17 protein-coding genes and 2 pseudogenes are annotated in these 23262 nt (G+C 70.7%); 3 read left to right on the top strand and 16 right to left on the bottom strand.

What is annotated here, in order from left to right; translation table 11 throughout:
• Positions 1 to 61: 61 nt before the first annotated feature.
• The 8 genes from OG293_RS33860 to OG293_RS33825 all read right to left on the bottom strand — a co-directional run bounded on the left by OG293_RS33860 (position 62) and on the right by OG293_RS33825 (position 8832).
• A complete protein-coding gene (locus OG293_RS33860) occupies positions 62 to 562 on the bottom strand; it encodes a hypothetical protein (protein WP_406002550.1) in 501 nt (166 codons plus the stop codon).
• A 67-nt stretch (positions 563 to 629) separates the two neighbouring features.
• Complete coding sequence (locus tag OG293_RS33855) at positions 630 to 3545, bottom strand: ATP-binding protein (protein WP_406002549.1); 2916 nt, start codon at positions 3543 to 3545, stop codon at positions 630 to 632.
• 145 nt (positions 3546 to 3690) lie between these two features.
• Positions 3691 to 4038 (bottom strand): hypothetical protein, encoded by a 348-nt coding sequence (locus tag OG293_RS33850; protein WP_406002548.1) that lies wholly within the window; start codon positions 4036 to 4038, stop codon positions 3691 to 3693.
• 362 nt (positions 4039 to 4400) lie between these two features.
• Positions 4401 to 4643: a DUF397 domain-containing protein gene (locus OG293_RS33845; protein WP_406002547.1), complete on the bottom strand. Its 243-nt coding sequence runs from the start codon at positions 4641 to 4643 to the stop codon at positions 4401 to 4403.
• 118 nt (positions 4644 to 4761) lie between these two features.
• Positions 4762 to 5928, bottom strand: coding sequence for a thiolase domain-containing protein (locus tag OG293_RS33840; protein ID WP_406002546.1), 1167 nt, complete (start codon positions 5926 to 5928; stop codon positions 4762 to 4764).
• The gene (locus OG293_RS33835) at positions 5921 to 6979 is read right to left on the bottom strand and encodes a thiolase domain-containing protein (RefSeq protein WP_406002545.1); all 1059 of its coding nucleotides are present in this window, start codon (positions 6977 to 6979) and stop codon (positions 5921 to 5923) included. The genes OG293_RS33840 and OG293_RS33835 overlap by 8 nt, the downstream gene beginning before the upstream one ends.
• Positions 6979 to 7941, bottom strand: a complete 963-nt coding sequence (locus OG293_RS33830) for a Zn-ribbon domain-containing OB-fold protein (RefSeq protein WP_406002544.1) — start codon at positions 7939 to 7941, stop codon at positions 6979 to 6981. The genes OG293_RS33835 and OG293_RS33830 overlap by 1 nt, the downstream gene beginning before the upstream one ends.
• 81 nt (positions 7942 to 8022) lie before the next feature.
• Complete coding sequence (locus OG293_RS33825; RefSeq protein WP_406002543.1) at positions 8023 to 8832, bottom strand: crotonase/enoyl-CoA hydratase family protein; 810 nt, start codon at positions 8830 to 8832, stop codon at positions 8023 to 8025.
• Positions 8833 to 8999: 167 nt separating this feature from the next.
• Here OG293_RS33825 and OG293_RS33820 point away from each other — a divergent pair, with 167 nt between their 5' ends.
• Positions 9000 to 10622 (top strand): acyl-CoA synthetase, encoded by a 1623-nt coding sequence (locus tag OG293_RS33820; RefSeq protein ID WP_406002542.1) that lies wholly within the window; start codon positions 9000 to 9002, stop codon positions 10620 to 10622.
• 70 nt (positions 10623 to 10692) lie between these two features.
• On the opposite strand, the gene OG293_RS33815 is transcribed toward OG293_RS33820, so the two are convergent.
• Positions 10693 to 11217: a VOC family protein gene (locus OG293_RS33815; RefSeq protein WP_406002541.1), complete on the bottom strand. Its 525-nt coding sequence runs from the start codon at positions 11215 to 11217 to the stop codon at positions 10693 to 10695.
• Positions 11218 to 11629: 412 nt separating this feature from the next.
• On the opposite strand from OG293_RS33815, the gene OG293_RS33810 reads away from it, so the two are divergent.
• The gene (locus OG293_RS33810) at positions 11630 to 11782 is read left to right on the top strand and encodes a hypothetical protein (protein WP_406002540.1); all 153 of its coding nucleotides are present in this window, start codon (positions 11630 to 11632) and stop codon (positions 11780 to 11782) included.
• On the opposite strand, the gene OG293_RS33805 is transcribed toward OG293_RS33810, so the two are convergent.
• The 5 genes and pseudogenes from OG293_RS33805 to OG293_RS33785 all read right to left on the bottom strand — a co-directional run bounded on the left by OG293_RS33805 (position 11769) and on the right by OG293_RS33785 (position 18417).
• The gene (locus OG293_RS33805; protein ID WP_406002539.1) at positions 11769 to 13271 is read right to left on the bottom strand and encodes an acyl-CoA synthetase; all 1503 of its coding nucleotides are present in this window, start codon (positions 13269 to 13271) and stop codon (positions 11769 to 11771) included. The genes OG293_RS33810 and OG293_RS33805 overlap by 14 nt on opposite strands.
• A 348-nt stretch (positions 13272 to 13619) precedes the next feature.
• Positions 13620 to 13736: pseudogene (locus tag OG293_RS33800) on the bottom strand (ionic transporter y4hA); the annotation flags it as partial.
• Between the two features lie 720 nt (positions 13737 to 14456).
• Positions 14457 to 14993 carry a ubiquitin-like protein Pup gene (locus tag OG293_RS33795; protein WP_406002538.1) on the bottom strand — a complete coding sequence of 179 codons (537 nt, stop codon included), beginning with the start codon at positions 14991 to 14993 and terminating at the stop codon, positions 14457 to 14459.
• 740 nt (positions 14994 to 15733) lie between these two features.
• On the bottom strand, positions 15734 to 17311 hold the full coding sequence (locus tag OG293_RS33790) for an acyl-CoA synthetase (protein WP_406002537.1): 1578 nt from the start codon (positions 17309 to 17311) through the stop codon (positions 15734 to 15736).
• Positions 17308 to 18417: an NAD(P)H-dependent flavin oxidoreductase gene (locus tag OG293_RS33785; RefSeq protein ID WP_406002536.1), complete on the bottom strand. Its 1110-nt coding sequence runs from the start codon at positions 18415 to 18417 to the stop codon at positions 17308 to 17310. The genes OG293_RS33790 and OG293_RS33785 overlap by 4 nt, the downstream gene beginning before the upstream one ends.
• 149 nt (positions 18418 to 18566) lie before the next feature.
• On the opposite strand from OG293_RS33785, the pseudogene OG293_RS33780 reads away from it, so the two are divergent.
• Positions 18567 to 20277 (top strand): annotated as a pseudogene (locus OG293_RS33780) (serine hydrolase).
• An 18-nt stretch (positions 20278 to 20295) separates the two neighbouring features.
• On the opposite strand, the gene OG293_RS33775 reads toward OG293_RS33780, so the two are convergent.
• Together OG293_RS33775 and OG293_RS33770 are read right to left on the bottom strand one after the other, a co-directional pair.
• Positions 20296 to 21843: a phytoene desaturase family protein gene (locus tag OG293_RS33775; protein ID WP_406002535.1), complete on the bottom strand. Its 1548-nt coding sequence runs from the start codon at positions 21841 to 21843 to the stop codon at positions 20296 to 20298.
• A gap of 61 nt (positions 21844 to 21904) precedes the next feature.
• Positions 21905 to 23242, bottom strand: coding sequence for a DUF2252 domain-containing protein (locus OG293_RS33770; protein WP_406002534.1), 1338 nt, complete (start codon positions 23240 to 23242; stop codon positions 21905 to 21907).
• Between the last annotated feature and the right edge of the window lie 20 nt (positions 23243 to 23262).

The following is a 23262-nucleotide window of genomic DNA, read 5'->3' as shown; positions in this document are numbered from 1 at the left end:
TGCCGCGAATCACCACGCGGCGGGTCGTGCCGACGGCACCGGAACGGGCCGAGGCCTGGACTCAGCCCTGCTGGAAGAGCTCGGCAGGAAGCGGCTTGAGCAGCGCGTAGAGATCGTCGGTGATCGGCCGGTCCCAGCTCGCGATGGTGACCAGGACGTTGTCACTGCGGTCGAACTGCACGCAGGAGATCCGGCTTTCGGAGAGCTTCAGCCGCCGCACGATCAGCAGGTTGTCGCCCTGCATCACCGGCATGTCCTCGACGTCCACGACGTCCACGGGCTCGTCGTTCTCGAGTGCCACCAGCAGCTGGGCCACCTCGAAGGGAATCTGCCCCTCTTCGAGGTCACGGGCGGGCGAGCCCTCCGGCAGATTGCCGATGATCATTGCGGGGCCACGGCCGCCGAACAGGTCGTACCGCAGAAAGACGCCCTGGCAGGTGCCGTCGGGCGCGGGCAGCAGGCCCGCGCCCAGGTTCCCGGGCCAGTCGCCCGGGTCCATGGCCAGGACATCGAAGTCCGGGCCCGCGGGGGTGGCGGCGCTGCGGCGGCGGAGGAAGGACATACCGCCATGGTACGTGTCCGGGCGGGCCCGGCCGAGCCGGGCCCCGGAGCCTCTTGGACGTCGCCGGTCACCGTGCACGGCCGCCGTCCACGCTCTCGGCCGCGCTGTCTTGCACGGCGTCCGCCAGACCTGCCTCGTCCGTGCCCGCCTTGCGGTAGACGGCGGAGAGAAGCCTGGTCACGGTGTGTTCGTCCACATGGAGCGCGGCGGCGACCGTGGCGCGGTCCCGGCCCTGTGCGGTGAGAAGCGCGGCCGTCCGCTCGCGGTTGGTCAGCGCGTCGGTCTCGATGGCACGCAGCCGGCGGGGGCGCAGTCCGGCCGCGTTGAGCTCGTCGCGGGCGTCGTCGGCGAGGCCATCGGCCCCGCACTGTCCTGCGCCTTCCAGGCCGCGGTAGAGATACTCCCCCGCCTGCTTGGAGCGGCCCGTGCGGCGCAAGTGGGAGCCGAGGTCGACCAGGGTGCGGGCCAGTTCGTAGGCAGCGGGCGATCGCTCCAAATGGGCGACGGCCTCTTCGAGGAAGGCGGTCCGCTCGCTGCCTCCGGACACCTCGGCGGCCACCCGCAGGGCCTGGCCGACGGCGGAGGCGGTCGCGTAGCGGCGGGCGCGCTCCACCGCCTCCAGTGCGGTGGCCCGGGCCCGTTCCGGGGCATCGTGTGCCTCGGCGAGAGCGAGATGGAGCTGCCAGGGGCACCAGGCGGGGTTGCGCATACCACGCAGGTCGAGCCGCCTGCCCGCAGCTGACAGTTCGACGGCGGCCTCCTTGTGCCGGCCGCGGGCCAGCAGCAGCTCGCCGTAGACGGTCTGGGAGTCGGGGAAGGTCACGGCCGCGGGGAAGGGCTCGCCGAATTCATGGTCCTCGGCGATGAGCACCGCCTCCTCCGTGCGCCCCCGGGCGAGCAGCACCTCGACGAGGGTGCCCAGCGCGTACCACTCGACCGGAGTACGCGGGCCGACGCGCTCGGCGAGCCGCAGACCCGCGCGGACGAAGTCCTCCGCCTCCGCGAGTCGCCCGCGCCGGTAGCGGATGTAGGCGAGCAGGGTGTAGGCGAAGGAGAGATGGGCGCCGCGCCAGCCCTGGCGCTCGAACTCCGCGGTGCCGGCGGCGAAGAGCTCCTCGGCGCGTCCGGGGCGGTCGGCGTAGAGAAAGGTGAGGGCGACCAGGACGGGGACCTCGAATCCGCGGTCCTCGACGGCCCAGCTGAGTCCGCCCTTCAGGGCGCGTTCGGCGTGCCGCAGGGCGACTTCCGCGGGTTCGGCGCGCAGCGTGGCGTCCCAGGCGCGCAGCCCGATGATGTAACGCTCGGTGAGGTCACGGCCGGTGAGATGGTCGGCGAGGCGGGCCAGACGCCGGGAGCGTGCGGGCGAGTCGGGCTCGTCGGCACGGAAGGCGTCCCACATGAACTTCTCGGACTGCATGCGCAGCCGGGTGCGCGGGTCGCTGGTGAGGCGGGCTTCCCGGGCAAGCGTGTCGGACGCTTCGCCGAGGCGGTCGGAGTGGGCGAGGACCTGCGAGAGGCGGTAGACGATGCCCTGGCGCATGGCCGGGTCGGCGATGGGTTCATCCAGGGCGGCGCGCAGATGGTTGACGGTGGTGGCGGGCTCGGTGAGCAGGGAAGCGCAGCCCAGTTCGAACAGGACGGTGGCCCGGTCCTCGAAGGCCGGGGGTTCGCGCAGGGCGCGGGCGAGCAGGCGGCGTGCCGCGTCGGGGGCACCGGCGCGCAGCGTCTCGCGTGCGGCCTCGCGCAGATGGTGGACGACCCACGGGTCTCCCTCGGGGTGGGTCTCCATGAGGTGGCGGGCGGCGGCCGTGGAGCCGAGTCCGGCGTCGACGACGGACCAGGCGGCCTGGCCGTGGAGGGCGACCCGTACGGCGTCGGGGATGGCGCGGTAGACGGCGGTGGCGATCAGCGGGTGGACGAATTCGAGGGTGCCCGAGCCGGTGAGGATGCGGGCGTCGCGCAGCCGGTCCGCCGCGTCCGCGGCCTCCTCGCTGCCGAGGCCCGCGACGCTCGCCGCGAGGGCGGGCTGGATCTCGGTGCCGAGGACGGCGCCGGCCCAGGCGAGGCGGACGGTGGAGACGCCGAGCCGTTCGAGGCGGTCGACGAGTCCACTGCCCTTGACGGCGGCGGCGAGGTCGCGCAGGAGGTGGGCACCGGCCTCGGTGGGTTCGAGGCCGCGGTCGCTGACCTTGGCGGTCAGTTCGACGGCCTCGAAGGGGTTGCCGGCGGTGACGGCCCAGCACTCGCGGCAGAACGCGTCGTCGGCGTGGGCGCCGAGCTGGTCGCGTACGAGCCGTCCCACGGCGAGTGCGGTGAGCGGTTCGAGGTCGATGGGGCGCTGCCCTGCCCGGCCGGGGAGTCCGCGGAACTGCCTGGCGTGCTCCGGCAGTTCCTCGGGCCGATAGGCGACGACGAGCAGCATCGCAAGCTCCTCGGCCCGGGGCGCGAAGGCCGCCAGCCAGCTGAGTGACTCCGGATCGGCCCAGTGTGCATCGTCGAGGACGAGGACGAGCGGGGCGCGCTGGACGGCGAGATGGGTGAGGACCCAGTCGAGGCCGTCGCGCAGGCCCTGGGGGTCGGGAGGCGCGCCCGCCTCGGCGGTGCACAGCCCGAGCGCGGGGCCGACGATGGCGTACCAACTCCCCAGCTGCAGACGCAGGGCCGCATCGGAGGTGCCGGCCAGCTGGGGCTGGATGAGCTGGCGGGCGACATGGAAGGCGACCTGCTGCTCCTGGTCTCCGCCGCGCGCGGAGAGGACCGTGCAACCCGCCGCGGCGGCGCGGCGGCGCACCTCGGCGAGCAGCGTCGTCTTGCCGAGGCCCGCGTGTCCCGCGAAGGCGAGGAGCGCCCCGCGCGGGGGCTCGGGAAGGTCCGTGCCGTCCGGGCTGAGACCGACCAACTCGGTCAGCGCCTCGTCGACGGCGGCCAGTTCGGCCTCGCGCTCGAGGAGCCGGCGCCTGTTTCTGCCGGCGCGTCGCGTCATGGTGCACCCCCACGGCCGGGGCGTACGCCCGGCGCGGTGATGGAGCTGCCGGACCTACGTCCTCAAGGCACCTCAGGGTACGCCCGCGAGGCCCCGCGGGGACCGGCCTTGCGAAAGGGGGTTGCGCGGACTGCCGGTGGGTAGGTCAGGCCGACGTCTGAGCCGGGCCCATCCCCGGGGCGGCGGGGGCGTTTATCTTGTCTATCGCCTGGCGCGCGTGTTCGCCGGGGGTGCGGCCGGTGAGGGACGAGACCGAGGAGGCGGCCGTGACCTGCGCGCGTTCCGGCGCGGGCCGCGCGTGGCCGGCGGCGCGGTTGCGCAACCGGTGGCTCGCCGCCTCGTCGAGGCTCACGGGTCGCTGCATCTGAGCGGCCAGCCGACTCGCCTCCTGCCCGAGCGCCGCGATGTCCTCCCACTGGAGGCGAACGACGAGGCGGAGCTCCGCCTCCCCGTCCGGAAGGGCTTGCAGCGGAAGGTTGACGGAGTCGTTCATGGGCTGATCCTCACAGTCTCGGTACGGAGTCTTCGCGGGAACGCTGCGCACCCCGGACGGCGAGGTACGCAGACTCATACGGAAATCAGTACCGGTGTGTTCAGTCTCCGATGAACTGGTGACCGCCGCTGATCCGGCCGCCCTCACGAGCACGGGAAATCGAGTCCGCAGCCCGCCGGTCAGCGTTGTCGGCTCGGCGTTCTCCCCGTGCGGCTCTGCCGGACGATTCCCCCGAGGAAAGGTCGGGCGGGCGCCACGGTCGCGGCGGCATGCTCCGCGCGGGCGTCCGCGGCCATGCCGGTGACGGCAACGTGCCGTCCCGGCATGAGGACCGCGGCGGCTCACCCCCTGGGTGTCACCCTCTACGTGAGGTCGAACTCTCCGTCACGGGCGTTCACGACGAAGGCGCGCCATTCCGCCGGAGAGAAGATCAGCGACGGACTCTCCGGCCGGCCGCCGTTGCGCATGGCGATGAAGCCTTCGACGAAGGCGATCTGGACGTCTCCCGTTCCCTGGCTGCTGGACTGCCAGTCGGCGTTGCTGAGGTCGAGTTCCGGCTTGTCCCAGCCCGAAAACCGCTGCGTGGTGGTCGTGCTCTCGGCCACGTCCGTGCTCCTCCCGCGTCGTCTCCGCGCCTCAGACTAGCGATCGTCCCGGGCCCACGACAGGCCGCGGAAGCAAGACCGCGGCCCGTCCCGGGGGAAGCACCCGCCACGGTCCTGATCAGGTGGTGGGCGGCTCTGCGCCGACCAGCCACATGGAGAAGAACTGCGAACCGCCGCCGTAGGCGTGTCCCAGCGCCTTGCGGGCTCCCTGGACCTGGTGTTCGCCCGCCCGGCCGCGCACCTGGAGGGCCGCCTCGGCGAAGCGGATCATGCCGGAGGCCCCGATGGGGTTCGTGGAGAGCACGCCGCCCGACGGGTTGACGGGGAGATCTCCGCCGAGTTCGGTGACCCCGGACTCGGTGAGTTTCCAGCCCTCGCCCTCGGCGGCGAGGCCGAGATTCTCCAGCCACATCGGCTCGTACCAGGAGAACGGCACGTACATCTCGACCGCGTCGATCTCCCTGCGCGGATCGGCGATGCCCGCCTGCCGGTAGACATCGGCGGCGCAGTCCTTGCCGGCCTGGGGGGACACGAAGTCCTTGCCGGCGAACATCGTGGGCTCGCTGCGCATCGCGCCGCCGTGCATCCAGGCAGGCGGGTGCGGTGAACGGGCCGACCCCGCCCTGTCGGTGAGGATCATCGCGCAGGCTCCGTCGGAGGACGGGCAGGTCTCGGAGTAGCGGATCGGGTCCCACAGCATCGGTGACGCCTGGACCTTCTCCAGGGTGATCCCGTGCTCGTGGAGATGGGCGTACGGATTCTTCAGGGCGTTGCGCCGGTCCTTGTACGCGACGAGGGAGCCGACCGTGTCCGGCGCGCCGGTGCGGCGCATGTACGCCCGGACGTGCGGGGCGAAGAAGCCGCCCGCGCCCGCCAGCAGCGGCTGCTGGAACGGGATCGGCAGGGACAGGCCCCACATGGCGTTGGACTCGGACTGCTTCTCGAAGGCGAGTGTCAGCACGGTGGCGTGCACGCGGGATGCCACCAGGTTCGAGGCGACCAGAGCGGTGGAGCCGCCGACCGAGCCCGCGGTGTGCACCCGCAGCATGGGTTTGCCGACCGCGCCGAGGGCGTCGGCGAGATAGAGCTCCGGCATCATCACGCCCTCGAAGAAGTCGGGCGCCTTGCCGATGACGACGGCGTCGATGTCCGGCCAGGTCAACTGGGCGTCATCGAGGGCCCGCCCGGCCGCCTCGCGGACCAGGCCCGCGATCGAGACGTCCCGGCGGGCGGCGACATGCTTGGTCTGGCCGATGCCGACGACTGCCACGGGCTCCTTACTCACGGGCCTCTCCTTCGAGGACGGCGACCAGGTTCTGCTGGAGGCAGGGGCCGGAGGTGGCGTGTGCGAGCGCCCGGTGGGACTCTCCGCGGTGGATGCGGGCGGCGGCCTCGCCGATCCGGATGAGGCCCGCGGCCATCACCGGGTTGGCTGCGAGTGCTCCGCCGGACGGGTTGACCCTCACCCTTTCGTCGAGGTCGAGAGCCCGGCGCAGGACGACCTCCTGCGAGCTGAAGGGGGCGTGCAGTTCCGCGGTGTCCACGGGCCGCTCGAAGGCTCCCGCGCGCTTGGCGGCGAGCCGGGTGGAGGGCGAATCGGTCAGGTCGCGCACCCCCAGGCCGTGGGCCTCGATGCGATGGTCGATGCCGCGGATCCAGGCGGGCCGCTCGCACAGTTCGCGGGCCCTCTCGTCGGCGGCGAGGATCACGGCGGCCGCGCCGTCGCCGATCGGCGGGCAGTCCCCGGTCCGCAGGGGCCACACGAGGTACTCCCCTGATGCGACCGTGCCCTTCAGCTGAGCGTGAGGGTTGGACTCGGCATCCGCGCGGCTGCGGGCGGCGATGGACGCCAGGGCGGGTTCGTCGGTGGCTCCCGCGTCGATGAGGGCCTGTGCCTGGAGCGCGGCGAGTGCCACCGAGTCGGGCCAGAGCGGGGCGAGGTAGTACGGGTCGAGCTGGCGGGTCAGCACATCACGCACCTCGCCCGGCGAGGACTTCCCGTACCCGTAGACCAGCGCGGTGTCGGCCTCTCCGGTGAGCAGCTTCACCCATGCCTCGTACAGGGCCCAGGCGCCGTCCATCTCCACATGGGACTCGGAGATCGGCGGCCAGGCCCCGACGCCGTCGAGGGTCATGGTGAAGGAGAAGGCGCGTCCGGCGAGATAGTCGCTGGAGCCCGAGCAGGTGAAGCCGATGTCGCCGGCCCTCAGGCCGGTCCGGTGGAGCACCTCGTGCAGGACGGGCATCACCATCTCGACCTCGGAGAGCTCGTCGCTGTGGCGCACATGGTCGCTCTGCGCGAAGGCGACGACGGCCACGTCCCTGGAGTAACGCATCAGAGCAGCTCCTTGTAGGCGTCGTAGTCGGCGTCCGGCTCGCCGGTGGGCCGGTAGTGGTCGGGGTGCCGGGAGCCGTCCGTCCACACCGGTTCGACGCGCAGGCCCATCCGTACCTGGTCGTAGGGGATTCCGCCGATGCGGCCGTGGAGGGCGAGGTCGGCGCCGTCGAGGGCGATGTGCGCGTAGACGTAGGGCACGTCGATGTCGAGGTTCTTCGCCTTGATGTTGACGATGCAGTACGTGGTGACCGTGCCGCGCGGTCCGACCTCGACCTGTTCCTCGGTGGCCACACCGCAGGTGGGGCAGGCGCCGCGGGGCGGGACATAGACCTTGCGGCAGCGGGGGCAGCGTTCGCCTACGGCTTTTCGGCCTGCGAGAGCGTTGATGTACGCGGTCTGGGCGCGGCCGGGCGAGTAGGTGTAGTCGAGCCGGGCGGGAGCGACGACGCCGGTGACGGCGTCGTCGAATACGCCGCGGTGTGCGGTCGGCGCCCGGCCGTCGGGTTCGCTGTCGTACGGCTCGAAGCAGGCGATGTCCGTGATCGCGCCGGTGCGTTCGTGCGCCCAGCGCACACGGACGCGCATTCCGCTGCGTACGGAGTCGGGGCCGGGGGCGGCCAGGACGTGTAGGAGCGAGGTGTCGGCGCCATCCAGCCGGACCAGCACCCACGCGAAGGGTTCGGCCGACGGCTGGTCGCGGCGCGGGGAGGGGTTCCAGGCCCAGGTTGTGACGGTGCCGGTGGCGGCGACCTCGACCAGGTCGCGTATCTCCTCGGCGGTGACGGGGTCGTACTCCACGGGTGGTACGAGCACCCTGTCGTCACTGGTCCGCACGCCGAGCACGGTGCGTTCGCGCAGCCCGGTGAGGAAGGCGGACTGGACGGGTCCGAGAGAGCGGGTGAAGGGGAACTCGACGACGAGGGGTGCGCGCAGGATGTCCGGGGTCGGGGCGGCGGTCATATGCGGGGCTCCTTGTTCCGGGGGTCGGCGGGCCGGTACGCCCCACGGCGGGGCCCCGGCCACGGGAAGGGGCGGGGGGCTTCACGCTCGGCGGTACTCCGGTGGCCTCTTCTCCGCGAACGCCCGCGCCCCCTCCTTCGCGTCGGCCGTGCCGAAAATGGGCCACCCCCGTTCGAGTTCGGCCGCCAGCCCCTCCGTCTCGCTCATCTGCGCCGTTTCGTAGACCGACGCCTTGACCGCCTCGACGGCCAGCGGTCCGCACGCGTTGATCTGCTCGGCGACGGCGAGCGCCTTCTCCAGCGCTGTCCCGTCGGGTACGACATGGCCCACCAGGCCGATGTCCTTCGCCTCCGCGGCGCTGTAGGGGCGGCCGGTGAGCAGCATCTCCAGGGCGTGTGTCCGCGGGATCTGGCGTTGCAGCCGTACGGTGGAGCCGCCGATGGGGAAGAGCCCCCGCCTGACCTCGAACAGGCCGAAGGTGGCGCCTGCGCCGGCGACGCGGATGTCGGTGCCCTGGAGGATTTCGGTGCCGCCCGCCACGCAGTACCCCTCGACCGCGGCGATCACCGGTTTGCGCGGGCGGTGGTGGCGCAGCATCGCCTTCCAGTGAAGATCGGGGTCGGCCTTCAGCCGGTCCCGGTAGTGCTCTCCTTCCATGCCGCCACCCGCGAGGGCCTTCAGGTCCATCCCGGCGCAGAACGAGCCTTCGGCGCCGGTCAGCACCACGGAGCGGATCGTGTCGTCCTCGTCCGCCTCCAGCCAGCCGTCGTGGAGGCCGACCAGCATCGGCAGCGAGAGTGCGTTCTTCGCCTCGGGCCTGTTCAAGGTGAGCACCATCGTGGCGCCTTCGCGTTCCACGGTGAGGTGTTCGGTACCACCACTTCGTCCCATGTGCGGACCTCCCGTCTCAAGACCTAGAACAGGTTGCAGTAGGTGGGGGTCCAGTTCAATAGTTTTCTGACAGTCAGTCAGATTTCTTCTGCGGCTCCCCTTCCCAGTTGTGTCCACCGGCGCTCTAATAACCGCCGTGCCGAAGTTCGCCGGCGTCAGGAGGAACGGTGGAGTACAACCTTGCCGACCTGTTCGAGTCGGTCGTCGATGTGGTCCCCGACCGCGAGGCACTCGTGTACATCGACCACCCCGGCACGGGCGCCGAGCGCCGGCTCACCTACGCGGAGCTGGACGCCGCGGCCAACCGCGTCGCCCACCACCTCATCGACTCAGGCATCCGGCCCGGCGAACACCTCGGCCTGCACCTCTACAACGGCATCGAATACCTCCAGACGGTGCTCGGCTGCCTCAAGGCCCGGGTCGTACCGGTCAATGTCAACTACCGGTACGTGGAGGAGGAACTGGTCTACCTCTACCGCGACGCCGACCTCGCCGCGCTCGTCTTCGACGCGGAGTTCAGCGAGCGGGTCGCGGCGGCACTTCCGAAGACCGACAAGCTCCGTCACGTGGTCCGTGTGGGCACGCCCCCGGACGGCGCGCCACGGCTGGACGCCGTCCCCTTCACCGAGGCGGAGGCCGGCGCCTCACCCGAGCGGGGCTTCCCCGCCCGTTCCGCCGACGACCAGTTCATCATCTACACCGGTGGCACGACGGGCATGCCCAAGGGGGTGATGTGGCGGCAGGAGGATCTCTTCTTCTCCGGCCTCGGCGGCGGCGCACCGACCGGGGAGCCGGTCTCCGCACCGGCAGAGCTCGCCGAGCGGGTGGCCGCGGGCGGCGACGGCATCACCTTCTTCCCCACTCCCCCGCTCATGCACGGCACATCGACGCTCACCGCCTTCATCGGGTTCAACTTCGGCCAGCGGATTGTCGTCCACCGCAAGTACATGCCGGTGGAGGTGCTCCGTACGATCGAGAAGGAGAAGGTCACCAGTGTCTCGCTGGTCGGCGACGCCATGCTGCGCCCGTTGATCGACGCCCTCGCCGGGCCGATGAAGGGGACGGACTGCTCGTCGATGTTCAGCGTGTCCTCATCCGGCGCGATCATGTCGGAGACGGTGCGCGCCCAGTTCACGGCCCTGGTGCCGCATGTGATGCTGCTGAACAACTTCGGCTCGTCCGAGTCCGGCTTCAACGGCACCGCGACCGACGACTCCGGCCCCGAGAAGGGCTTCAGGCTGCGGGTCAACGCCCGTACGGCGGTGGTCGACCCGGCGACGTACCAGCCGGTGAAGCCGGGCGAGCCGGGACGCATCGCACAGCGCGGTCATGTCCCCCTCGGCTACTACAACGACCCGGAGAAGACAGCCGAGACGTTCTTCCGGCGCGGCGACGAGCGCTGGGTACTGCTCGGCGACATGGCGACCGTCGACGACGAGGGCATCGTCACGGTCCTCGGCCGGGGCTCGCAGTGCATCAACACGGGCGGCGAGAAGGTGTACCCGGAGGAGGTCGAGCAGGCCCTCAAGTCGCATCCGGATGTGTACGACGCGCTGGTCGCGGGAGTGCCCGACAGCCGGTGGGGCAACCATGTGGCCGCCGTGGTGCAGGTGCGCGCGGGTGCGCTCGCGCCGACCCTGGAGGACATCCAGTCGCACTGCCGCACCCGGCTCGCCGGGTACAAGATCCCCCGGCAGCTGGTGATCGCGCCGGAGATCCAGCGCTCGCCGAGCGGGAAGGCGGACTACCGCTGGGCGCGGACGGTCGCGACGGACTCGACGGCGCGGTGAGCGCCGAGTCCCCGGCGGGCGGCCCGCAACCACGACCAGGGGCCCGGCCAGGGACATCACCCGACACCGGTCATCGAGTCCCGAGGATCCGCTCACCGTTGAAGATGCCCAGCTGCTCCCGGTAGAGCTCCAGCGGAACACCGTTGGGGTCGCGGATGTAGAGACTGTCCTCAACCCCGCGGTCGGGCCCGAGGTATTCGATCTCCGCCTCGTCCAGCGCCTTACGGGCCGCGTCGAACTCCGCGGCGCCCACGGACAGGGCCAGATGCTGCACACCGCCGATCGTTTCGGTGATGGAGGGGTGGTCGTGGCCGGGAAAGTCGAAGAAGCCGAGCAGATTGCCGTGCCCGATGTCGAAGAAGAAGTGGGTGGAGCCGCGGTAGTCGCGGTTCTCCACGATCTCGACCACGGGGAAGCCCAGGAGTTCCTGGTAGAAGCGGATGGTCTCCTCGACGTCGCGACAGATGAAGGCCACATGGTGGACGCCGCGGGCCGTGGTCGGGGGCCGGTCGGAGACCGGGCGGAGATAGCGCTCGCGGAGTTCCTCCCGTCGGGCGAGGACGGCGTCGAGCTCGGATCCCTGTGGCTGCGGCATCGCGGACTCCTTCTCGGAGGTTGTTTGAGGATTTCAACTTCTATCCCACAATCATCCCCCCTCACGCACGCCTGATCGCGCCGGGATGGCGGCAACCGTCCGTACGCACCAATCCGTATCGTCGGTCCAGGGGAAGCGACCACCGTCGGCTCTGCGGACGGAGCGCTCCGGAGCCGGGTGCCGTCGCACGCGCCCGGCGCACCGGGACGCCAGGGGCCGTCGCACCGGGACGCCAAGAGCCGTCGCCGGGGTGGGCCGGCAGCGCGGTGGGCCCAGAGCGGAGCCGGGACGGCGCCGGCCCGCGCGGTTGGCGGGGATCACCCCCTTGCCAGGAGGCGTGACGGCTGGATTACTGATCACGAAGAGCACGACCGAATGATCGGTCGTCCGGTTTGGGACGGGAGTATTCCGTATGACGGACCTGCTGGACGCGGCGGAGCGGATCGGTCGCGAGGAGCTGGAGGCGCTCCAGCTGGAGCGACTGCGGGCCACCCTGCGCCATGCGTACGAGAACGTCGGCTTGGTGGGCAAGATCAAGCGGATCGTGGACCTCAGGGAGAAGTGAAGCGGTCGCGCAGCTCCCGCTTGAGGATCTTCCCGCTGGCGTTGCGCGGCAGCTCGTCCACGAAAAGGACCTTCTTCGGGGCCTTGAAGTGGGGGAGCTTCTCGCGTGCGTGCTCGATCAGTTCGGCCTCGGTGACATCCTCGCGGGTCACGACGACGGCGGTGACGGCCTCGATCCAGCGCTCGTCGGGGAGTCCGACCACGGCGGTCTCGGCGACCGCCGGGTGTGTGTAGAGGGCGTCCTCGACCTGACGCGAGGCGACCAGCACTCCCCCGGAGTTGATGACGTCCTTCACCCGGTCGACGACGGTGAAGTACCCCTGGCCATCGCGCACCGCGAGGTCGCCGGAGCGGAACCAGCCGTCGCGGAAGGCGGCTTCGGTCTCCTCGGGCTTGTCCCAGTAGCCCTCGCACAACTGGGGCGAGCGGTAGACGACCTCGCCTGCCGTGCCGTCCGGGACCTCCTCGCCGCCCTCGTCGACGACCTTCGCGTCGACGAAGAGCACGGGTCGGCCGCAGGAGTCCATCCGCCCCTCGTGATCCTCCGGGCGCAGGACGGTGGCGAGCGGGCCGATCTCGCTCTGGCCGAAGCAGTTGTAGAAGCGCAGCTCCGGCAGCCGCTCGCGGAGCTTCTCCAGCACCGGAACGGGCATGATCGACGCGCCGTAGTACGCCTTGCGCAGGGCGCCGAGGTCGCGGGTGGCGAAGCCGGGGTGGTTGGAGAGGCCGATCCAGACGGTGGGCGGGGCGAAGAGGCTGTCGGCGCGGCCCGCTTCGACCAGGTCGAAGATCCGGTCCGCGTCGGGGGCGTCCAGGATGGTGTTCTCCGCGCCCACCGCGAGGTAGGGCAGCAGAAAGACATGCATCTGGGCGGAGTGGTACAGCGGCAGCGCGTGGACGGGACGGTCGCCCTCGGCGAGGTCGAGGGCCGTCATGGCGCTCACGTACTCGTGGGACAGCGCCCGGTGGGTCATCATGGCGCCCTTGGGCTGGGCAGTGGTGCCGGAGGTGTACAGCAGCTGGACCAGGTCCTCGGGCACGGGCTCGCGTTCGGGGGTGAAGCTGCGGGGCGTGGCCAGTTCGGCGAGCAGGGAGTCGTCCGCGTCGCGCAGCGGCCTGACGGGGAGCCCGCCCGGCAGCCTCGGAGCAAGATCCGGGTCGGCCAGTACGAGGGCGCTGCCCGACTGCTCCACGATGTAGGCGAGATCGTCGCCGGTGAGGTTCTGGTTGACCGGGACGTGGACGAGTCCCGCCCGTGCGCAGCCGAGGAAGGCGATGAGGTAGACGTCGGAGTTGTGGCCGTAGGTCGCGACCCGGTCCCCGGTGCTCAGCCCGTGGCCGGAAAGGACGGCCGCCGCGGTGGTGACGGCGTCGTCGAGCTCGGCGTAGGTCCAGGTCCGGTCCGCGTAGCGCACGGCTGTGCGGTCGGGGGTACGGCGTGCGGTGCTCCGCACGACCGAGTCGACGGTGTTGCTGCGTACGGCTGTCATGGCGTGATCCTCGGCGGCGGGGACCGGAGGGTCAAGCCGCGGGATACCGAACGGGATGTTGACAGCGCCCGTCCTGGCCGAGTGCTTGGACCAAGCAGCTTTCACCGCAGTCCTGTTGGGATGCACCTTGCTCTTCCGCACCCGCCTGAGACGGCTCGTATTCACCTGCACGGCCCTCGTCACCGCAGCCGCCGTGCTGCCGCCCCCGCTTCGGCCGACTTTCCTGGCCGGCACGACCGGCATCCCTCCGGCGGCGGTCTGTCCGCCGTCATCCGCCACACCGAGTACGGCATTTGTGGCTCGGTCCGGGCACTACGGTCAGCAGCAGTCCGAGGCTCCACCAGGCCTCGCGAGCGCGGCACCGGCGTCCTCGGCGTGGAAGAGGGCCACCCGATTGCGCAGCGCGGCGACCAGCACGGACAGGCCGACAATGCCATTGCAGGTGATCAGGACGGCGGCGAAGACGCCTACCTGGTCGAACGGTCCCGCCCCCCTCTGGGGGCTTCCACACTGGAAGGCATGACCACCTCCACACCGCCACTGAGGGAAGCCGCCCGCGCCATCGTCATGGACGCAGACGACCGCGTCCTGCTGCTGCGCTACGACGAGAGCGGCGGCTTCTGGGCGACGCCCGGCGGCTCCCTGGAGGAGGGGAGGACCACGCCACGGGCAACCCTCCGTTCGCGGCCTGGGCGGGATCCATGCCCAGACACCCGGCCAGACCGCTGCTTGCTCCGGCACGGACTCCGACGGCGATCATCCCGAGGAACGACGGGGCGGTGGCGGGTCCGTACCGGAAGTCTTTGCCGGGGTGAGGGCCCTTTTCAGGGCCCTCACCCCGGCCGGGAGGTGCGGCCGGAGTGCTTTCCCCGGGGGGAATTCGGGGTCAGCGGGCCAGCCGCACTACTAAGGGCTGTCCCGCAATCCCCACCGGGCGCCCGACGCCAGCTACGGCACCTCGCTGCGTTGTCGGACTCATCCGAATACGCCCAGTATGAGGACGACCCTCCGCCTTGCGATGCACCGCATCTGACGCCGTGCGCTGACCCGCCCGGGATTACCGGGACAGCCCTTAGGGCGTGTATCGAATGTGCTGTTCACAGCCACTCGTTGATGGCCGCGACGACGTGTACGACTCGCAGTCGCGCATGGCGCGCAACTTCATGAGCGTGCCGTAGCCCAAGGCTAACTCCCCCCGTTCCCACAGTATTCCCTTACGAAGGCTAGGGCGTTTTCCTCGATTACATCCTCGATCTCGCCGAGGAGGTCGTCTATGCTACCTAGGATCTCCTCCACCACGTCGTTCCTCAGGTCGCTCCTTGAGATGTTGGTGTCGAAAGCACCGTCAAGCGCGGCGCTGGCAACGCGTGCTTCCAGCCCGGGGGTTCGCAGGATGTGATTGGCGGCGCTCTGAACCTGGAGCGAACGGCCGTTCAAGAACTGCCCGGCCGCGACCAGGTCATCGTGCGAAATGAGGCCATCGGACGAACGGTTGTTCGCGGCATTCTCCACACGCTCGAAGTTGTCCAAGACAACGGCGACCGCGGTGCCGTTTGCGCAGGCTGTGCTGGACGGGATCGTAGGCGGCGGCAATGCCCTCGTCTCGTTCTGGGACGCGAAGCCGGCACCGGTCGCCGCGGCAAAACCAGCGGTGATCACGCTGGCGCCGGCGACCAGCCAGACGAGCTTCTTCCTGCGTGTAGCGATCCTCTTGCGGGACATTCTGATCCTTTCTCGAGCATCGTGAGATGAAGAGAGACTGACCGTTGCCTTCTCCATATCTGACATTGGTCTCGACCTTGCCGAGCTTTGCCCGGCTGCTCCCAGCCCATGGTGGCGGGCATCTGCACTGAAGTCGTGGACGCGGCCACGGCAGCCGCCTGGGCCTGAAGGTGCGGCACGTTCGGGGCCCGAGCAAGGGTGCCGAGAGCGAGAGAAGCTCCGCACAGCATGAGCGCGATGGGGAACATGACGTTCTCCGATACAGACAGGTGCCACGCGTTCGGCGGTTCCGCACCCGGATCTCTTCGGCGGCGGTGTGCGTCGCCGAAGGGAACAGCCTGCGCTCGCGTGCCCATTTGCGGCTAGGGGTCATTGGGTTCCTGATCCCGCACTGACCGGAACTCGCCAAAGATTTGTTGGTCGTAGTGAGGCGGTGATTCGTCGCCGGCACTTCCCGCCCCGACTGCCCGGCCCCGACGACGTGGCCGAGTAGTCCGGCCCCGACCGCCCTCTCACCACAAGGCAGGCTGCACGCCCGCGATTCGGCCCGAGCGGAGCCGGAGACCTGGGCGGTCGCCGGCCGGTGGTGCAGCAGGCCGGCGCTCGGCAATCAGACGTTGGGCCACTCACGCCGCCCACCCGCCAGGGCGGCCAAGCGGGTCAGCGGGTCAGCGGGTCAGCGGGTCAGCCAGCGTGGAGCCGGATCGGCAGGGTATCGGCGGGCATCGCGTACGCGGGCTTCACAGGGCGCGCTCGTGGCCCTCCCAGTAGGGCTCCCTCAGCCGCCGTTTGTAGAGCTTGCCGTTGGGGTCGCGCGGCATCGCCGCGATGAAGTCCACCGACCTGGGGCGCTTGTACCCGGCGAGAACGCGCTCGCAGTGCGCGAGGATGTCGGCCGCCAGGGCGTCGTCCGCGCGATGGCCCTCGGCGGGCTCGACGACGGCCTTGACCTGCTCGCCCCAGTCGGCGTGCGGAATCCCGAACGCGGCCGCGTCCGCGACGGCGGGATGGGTCAGCAGGGCCGCCTCGATCTCGGCGGGGTAGATGTTGACGCCTCCCGAGATGATCATGTCGATCTTCCGGTCGCGGAGGAAGAGATAGCCGTCCTCGTCCAGGATCCCGAGGTCTCCGACGGTGAAGAAGTCGCCGATGCGGTTGCTCCTCGTCTTCGCCGCGTCCTTGTGGTAGCTGAAGCCCCCGGTGCTCATCTTCAGGTAGACGGTCCCCAGTTCACCGGGCGGCAGCCGGTTGCCGTCGTCGTCGAAGACGGCGAGTTCGCTGATCGGCCAGGCCTTGCCGACGGTGCCGGGCTTCTTCAGCCAGTCCTCGGCGGTCGCGAACGCGCCCCCGCCCTCGCTGGCCGCGTAGTACTCCTCCACACAGCTCCCCCACCAGTCGATCATCGCCCGTTTCACATGGTCGGGACAGGGGGCGGCGCCATGGATGGCGTGCCGCATGGAGGTGACGTCGTAGCGCTCCTTGACCTCGTCCGGCAGCGCGAGAAGGCGGTGGAACTGCGTCGGCACCATGTGCGTGTGGGTGCAGCCGTGCGCTTCGATGAGGCGCAGCATCTCCTCGGGCGTCCACTTGTCCATCAGCACCAGGGGGTGCCCGATGTGCAGGGCGGCGCTCGCGAACTGGAGCACGGCCGTGTGGTAGAGCGGCGAACAGACCAGATGGACGTTGCCGTCGAAGGGTTTGATGCCGAAGAAGCCGAGGAATCCGCCGAGGTTGGTCTCCTCGGGGAGCTTCCCGGATAGCGGACGGCGGATGCCGCGCGGCTTGCCGGTGGTACCCGAGGTGTAGTTCATGACCCAGCCGAGCGACCGGTCGACGGGTACGGACGCGGGCTGCCCGTCGAGGAGTTCGGCGTACGGGCGGAATCCGTCGACCTCGCCGACTGCGTAGCGGTGGCTTTCGGGAAGCTTCGCCTCGTCCGCGGCTGCTGCGGCGGCGTCCGCGAAGCGCTCGTGCGCGATGAGCACCCTGGCGCCGGAGTCGGCGACGATCCAGGCGATCTCGGGGCCGACGAGGTGGTGGTTGACGGGGACGAGATAGAGGCCGGCCTGCGAGGCGGCGAGATGGGCGGTGAAGAGCTCCACGCCGTTGGGCAGGACGACGGCGAAGGCGTCGCCCTGTTCGAGGCCGGCCGCGCGCAGACCGTGCACCAGTTGGTTCACGGCCGCGTGCAGCCGTCCCGCGCTCCACTCCTCGCCGTCCGGCGCGACGAGGATCGTACGCTCGGGATCCGCGGTGGCCTGCGCCCAGAAGCCTCCCCCTGACCCCGTCCGGGGGGACCCCGACGTCCGTTCGGTCATGACTCGCTCCTTCCGGCGATGCGGTTGATGCGGTCGACGGCCCGCTCGAAGCCGCGGGTCAGCTCGTCGAAGACCTGCTGGACGCTGCGCTCGCTGTTCATCCGGCCGACGATCTGGCCGACGGGCGTGCCCAGCAGCGGGCCCACTTCGTACTTCTGTATCCGGGAGACGGCGTCGGCGACGAGCAGCCCCTGCAGGGGCATCGGGAGCGTGCCCGGTCCATCGGGGTCGTCCCAGGCGTCGGTCCACTCGGTGCGCAGCTGCCGGGCGGGTTTGCCGGTCAGGGCGCGGGAGCGGACGGTGTCGCCGGAGCCCGCCGCGAGGAGTTTGGCGGTGAGTGCGCGGGAGTGGAGGTCGGCCTCGTGGGTGGTGAGCCAGAGCGAGCCGAGCCAGGCGCCCTGCGCGCCGAGGGCGAGGGCGGCGGCGATCTGCTCGCCGCTGCCGATGCCGCCCGCGCCGAGTACGGGCAACGGGTTCACGGCGTCGACGACTTCCGGGGTGAGCACCATCGAGGCGATCTCGCCGGTGTGGCCGCCCGCTTCGTAGCCCTGGGCGACGACGATGTCGATGCCCGCGTCGGCGTGGTGGCGTGCGTGCCGGGCGCTTCCCGCGAGTGCCGCGACGAGGACGCCCCGGTCGTGGGCGCGCGCGACGACGTCTGCGGGCGGTGATCCGAGGGCGTTGGCGAGGAGTCCGATGGGGTAGTCGAAGGCGACGTCGAGCTGGTTGCGGGCGACCTGCTCCATCCATCCGGTGATGCGCCAGCCGGAGGCCTCGCCCTCCGGGAGTTCAGGGACACCGTGCTTGGCGAGGGTGTCGCGGACGAACTGCCGGTGGCTCTCGGGAATCATGGCCTCGACGTCGGTCTCGCTCACACCCTCGACCTTCTTGGCGGGCATGACGACATCCAGGCCGTACGGCATGCCCTGGGTGTGGTCCTGCATCCAGTCGAGGTCACGTTTGAGGTCGTCGGGTGCGGTGTAGCGGACCGCGCCCAGCACCCCGAATCCGCCCGCTCGGCTGATGGCGGCGGCCACCGCGGGGAAGGGCGTGAAGCCGAAGATGGCGTGCTCGATCCCCAGTCTCTTGCTCAGCTCCGTCTCCATGGGCGGCAGGATGCCGCAGCCCGCCGGCCGAGGGAAGAGATTTTCTGATGCTGTGTCAGATTCTTTGGGACGGTTGACATCACCCGGACCCCGCAAGAAAGTTTCACTGCCGATTCAGATCCCGAAAGATACTTTCAGGAGGGTGCCGGATGACCGAGGAAGCAGCGGGAAGAGGGATCAGCCGGCGCAGGCTCGGCGGTGGGGTGCTGGCGCTGGGCGGAGCACTCGCGCTGGCGCCGGTCCCCTTCGCGGAGGCGGCTTCGGGCGGCAGCCGGGGCGACGGCCACCCGTCCGGGCAGATGTCCGGGACCGGCGGCGGACGGCCCACGCTGCGGCACGGCACGCCCGAACGGGCGGGGCTGATCCCGGCCCATCTGGACCGGCTCGTCAGCGACGCCGAGGCGTTCCTCGGCCCCTCGCCCACGCACCCCTGGTACGCGGGCGCCGTGCTGCTCGCCGGACGCGAAGGACACCGTCTTCGACCTGGCGTCGGTCTCGAAACTCTTCACCTCGATTCTCGCGGTGCAGCAGATCGAGCGCGGCGCGCTCCGCCTGGAGGCCACTGTCGCCTCCTACCTCCCGGACTTCGGCGGCGCCGGCAAGCAGGACATCACCGTGCGCCAGTTGCTCACCCACACCTCCGGCTTCCGCGCCTGGATTCCGCTGTACAGGGAGCCGACGAGGGAAGGAAAGCTGCGGCTGCTGTGGAACGAGGCGCCCGCCGCCCCGCCCGGCACCAAGTACCAGTACTCCGACCTCAATCTGATCTCGCTCCAGCTGATCCTGGAGAAGATCACGGGTCACCCGCTGGACACGCAGCTCCGCGACGAGATCACCGCTCCGCTCGGGATGCACCGCACCCGCTTCAATCCGCCCGCCTCCTGGAAGCCGGGGATCGCCGCCACGGAGGACTCCCGGCTGCCCTGGTCGGGTCTCGACCGCGGACTGGTCTGGGGCGAGGTGCACGACGAGAACGCCTTCAGCTTCGGCGGTGTCGCCGGCCACGCCGGAGTGTTCTCCTGCGCCTGGGACCTCGCCGTCCTCGCCCGGACCCTCCTCAACGGGGGTTCCTACGGACGCTCCCGCATTCTGCGTCCCCCGTCCGTGGAGCTGATGTTCACCGACTTCAACACCGCCTTTCCCGGCCACGAGCACGGCCTCGGCTTCGAGCTCTACCAGCACTGGTACATGGGAGCCATGGCCACACCGCGCACGGCGGGCCACACCGGCTTCACCGGCACCAGCCTGGTGCTCGACCCGACCACCGACTCGTTCCTCGTCCTGCTGGGCAACTCCGTTCATCCGGTGCGCACCTGGCGCTCCGGCAGCGCACCCCGGGTGGCCGCCGCCGACAACCTGGCGCGTGCGGTCGCCGTACGGCCCGAGCGCGGGGGCACCGCCTGGTTCTCCGGCATGGCAGGTGCCAGGTCCGCCACGCTCACCCTGCCCGCCGTCGCGCTCGCCTCCCGGCCGGCGCGGCTTCGCTGCACGCTGTGGTGGGACACGGAACCGACGTCGGACGCCCTGTTCCTGGAGGGGTCGGCGGACGGGGGCGCGACCTGGCGGGCCGTGCCCTTCACGACCGTCCGCGAGGGGACCTCGCCGCAGTCGCATCCGGCTGGATCGGTCACCGGCTGGTCCGGGCGCCGCTGGCACCGGCTGAGCGCCGATCTCTCGGCGTGGCGCGGCACCAGGATGCGGTTGCGCTGGCGGTACGCCACCGATCAGCTCCAGGTCGGCCACGGGGTGTACGTGGACGCGCTGCGGGTCGAGGACCGCGGGCGTGAGGTCTTCGACGAATCACGGCCCGCGGACGCCGCCCTGATCGAAGCCGAGGGCTGGACGGCGTCCCGGGACTGACGCTCTTTCAGCGGGGTGTCACCTGCCCAGCGCCGCCATGGCGGCATTGTGGCCCGGCACCCCGCTGACCCCGCCGCCGCGTACGGCTCCCGCCCCGCAGAGCAGCACATTCGCGTGCGCCGTCTCGACGCCCCAGCGTCCGGTGGACTCGGTCGCGTAGGGGAAGGCGAGGTCGCGGTGGAAGATATGGCCGCCGGGCAGCCGCAGTTCCTGTTCGAGGTCGAGCGGGGTCTTCGCCTCGATGCACGGCTCGCCCTTCTCGTCGAGTGCGAGGCATTCGGCGATCGGCTCGTCCAGATACGAGTCCAGCTCGGCGATCGTGGCCGCCAGCAGCTGTGAGCGCGTCGTGTCGTTGTCGGCGGCGAAGAGCCGGGCCGGTGTGTGCAGCCCGAAGAGAGTTAGTGTCTGATACCCCTGCGCGGCCAGCTCAGGGCCGAGGATCGACGGATCGGTCAGCGAGTGGCAGTAGATCTCGGACGGTGGCGCGCTCGGCAGCCGCCCCTCGGCGGCCTCCCGGTACGCGGTCGCCAACTGCCCGTATCCCTCGGAGACATGGAAGGTTCCCGCGAACGCGTCACGCGGATCGACGGAGCTGTCCCGCAGCCGCGGCAGCCGGCGCAGCAACATGTTGACCTTCAACTGGGCACCTTCGGCGGGGGTGGGCGCCTCCTCGCCGAGCAGGGCGGCCAGCGCCTGCGGCGAGGCGTTCACCAGGACGTGGCGGGCCTCGACGGTGCCCTGCCCTCCGTCGTGGACGAAGGTGACCTCGGCCCGTTCGCCGTCGGTCTCGATACGGGTCGCCTCGTGCCGTACGGCGATCTCGGCGCCCGCGGCCCTGGCCGCGTCCGCGAGCGCGTCGGTCAGTGCGCCCATACCGCCGACAGGCACGTCCCAGTCCCCGGTGCCGCCGCCGATCACGTGGTAGAGGAAGCAGCGGTTCTGGAGCAGGGAGGGGTCGTGCGCGTCGGCGAAGGTGCCGATCAGCGCGTCGGTGAGCACCACACCCCGGACGAGGTCGTCGGCGAACCGCTGCTCGACCGCGATGCCGATGGGCTCCTCGAACAGCGTCCGCCAGGCCGTCTCGTCGTCGACGGTGGCACGCAGCGCCTCACGCGTCGGCAGCGGCTCGGTCATCGTCGGGAACACCCGCTCGGCGACCCGGCCGGTCATGGCGTAGAACTCCTGCCAGGACGCGTACTCCCGCTCCCCGCCGGTGAGGCGGGCGAACGACTCCCGGGTGCCGTCCCCGCCGACGAGGAGACCGCCGCCGCCCTTGGGCGTGTACGACGAGACGGTGCGCTTGCGGACCGCGAAGGTGAGGTCCAGCTCCCGGACGATCTTGTCCGGCAGCAGTGAGACGAGGTAGGAGTAGCGCGAGAGCCGGGCGTCGACCCCGGCGAAGGGGCGGGTGGAGACGGCCGCGCCGCCGGTGTTCTCGCGGCGTTCCATGACGAGGACGGAGCGCCCGGCGCGGGCGAGGTAGGCGGCGGCGACCAGGCCGTTGTGGCCGCCACCCACGATGACGGCGTCGTAGGTGGCTCGGAGAGACGTTTCAGCTGCGGGCATGCCTCTTCGTAGCACGCGATGATCGCCCGGACCAGGGGGGATCCTCCCGGCTGCCGTGCGGTCAGCGTCCTCTCTCGGCTGTGAGGCGGCCTGAGCCGATCGCCGCGAGGAGCTCCGCATGGTCGGCGACCATACGATCCGCGTACGTCACCGCGAAGTCGGCCATGGCCCGGTCGAAGGTGTCGGACGAGCCGAGATAGGCGGAGATCGCCACGCGTTCCCCGGAGCGGGCGTGGGCGCGGGCGAGCGCCCGGCCACAGAGCGCAGCGTATGCGCGCAGCAGCGCCGGTGACATGTCGCCGACGTCCGCCGAGCCCTTCATGTCGCGCAGCTGCCGCCAGTAGTAGTGCCGGCCCTCGGGTCCGCTGACCCAGCCGAGGAAGATGTCGCTCGCCGCCTGGAGGAGGCGCTGCCCGGCGACCACCCGGTGCCCCTGGTGCCGGTACGGCGAGGCCGGCAGATGGGGTTCGAGTACGGAGGGGCCGGCCTCCTTGATCTGGAGGAACAGCGGGTCCTCGCTGTCCCGGCCGGTCAGCAGCGCCACGAAACAGCGGGTGCCGACACTGCCGACGCCGACGGTCTTGCGGGCCACATCGACCGCATGGAACCGGTCGAGCAGCACGCGCCGTTCCTCCGGCAGGGTGCTGCGGTAGTCGCTGAGGATCTTGCGTACGGCTGCCGCGTCGGAGATGTCGATCGGTTCGAGCAGCGGCGGGTCCGGGACGATACGCCGCTGCCCGTCGACGAACTGGGTCAGCTTCGCCATGGCCTGAAGGCTGGTGCGCCGTCTGGCCTTGGCGAGCCGCGACTGCAGCCGGTCGCGGCGAATCCTGCGCACGAGCGGGATCAGGTCCTCGGTGTCGATCCGCTCGTACCAGACGTCGAGTTCGCCGAGCGCCGCGAGCCGGCGCATCGACCCGCGGTACGACTCCGCGGCTGCCCTGGCTGCCCGCCATGCCTGGGACTCGGGCTCACCGTTGTCCCGGGCGGCGACCGCGACGCTGGCGACCAGCCGCTTCACATCCCATTCGAAGGGGCCGGGGAGCGTCTCGTCGAAGTCGTTGAGGTCGAAGAGGAGCGCCCGTTCCGGGGAGGCGTAGACGCCGAAGTTCAGCAGATGGGCGTCCCCGCAGAGCTGGACGGTCAGGCCGGTGTGCGACTGCGCGGCGAGATCGGCGGCCATGACGGCGGGCGCGCCGCGCAGATACGTGAACGGCGAGGCTGCCATCCGGCCGTAGCGGATGGGCACCAGCTCGGGCACCCGGTCCTGCGACTGCGCCTGAAGGACGGCGATCGGATCGGGCCGGTCCGCGGAGGGTATCCAGCGCCCGTGCGCGGAACGGGGCACCTGCTTGCGTGCGGCACGACCGCGCCGCACTTGATCGTCCAGGCCCGTCATGGTGACAGTCTGCGTGCGGA

Source organism: Streptomyces sp. NBC_00829 (assembly GCF_045161795.1).
In the GTDB taxonomy this organism is placed as follows: domain Bacteria; phylum Actinomycetota; class Actinomycetes; order Streptomycetales; family Streptomycetaceae; genus Streptomyces.
The sequence above is the reverse complement of the archived record's forward strand: the minus strand, read 5'-3'. Positions and strand labels throughout refer to the sequence as shown.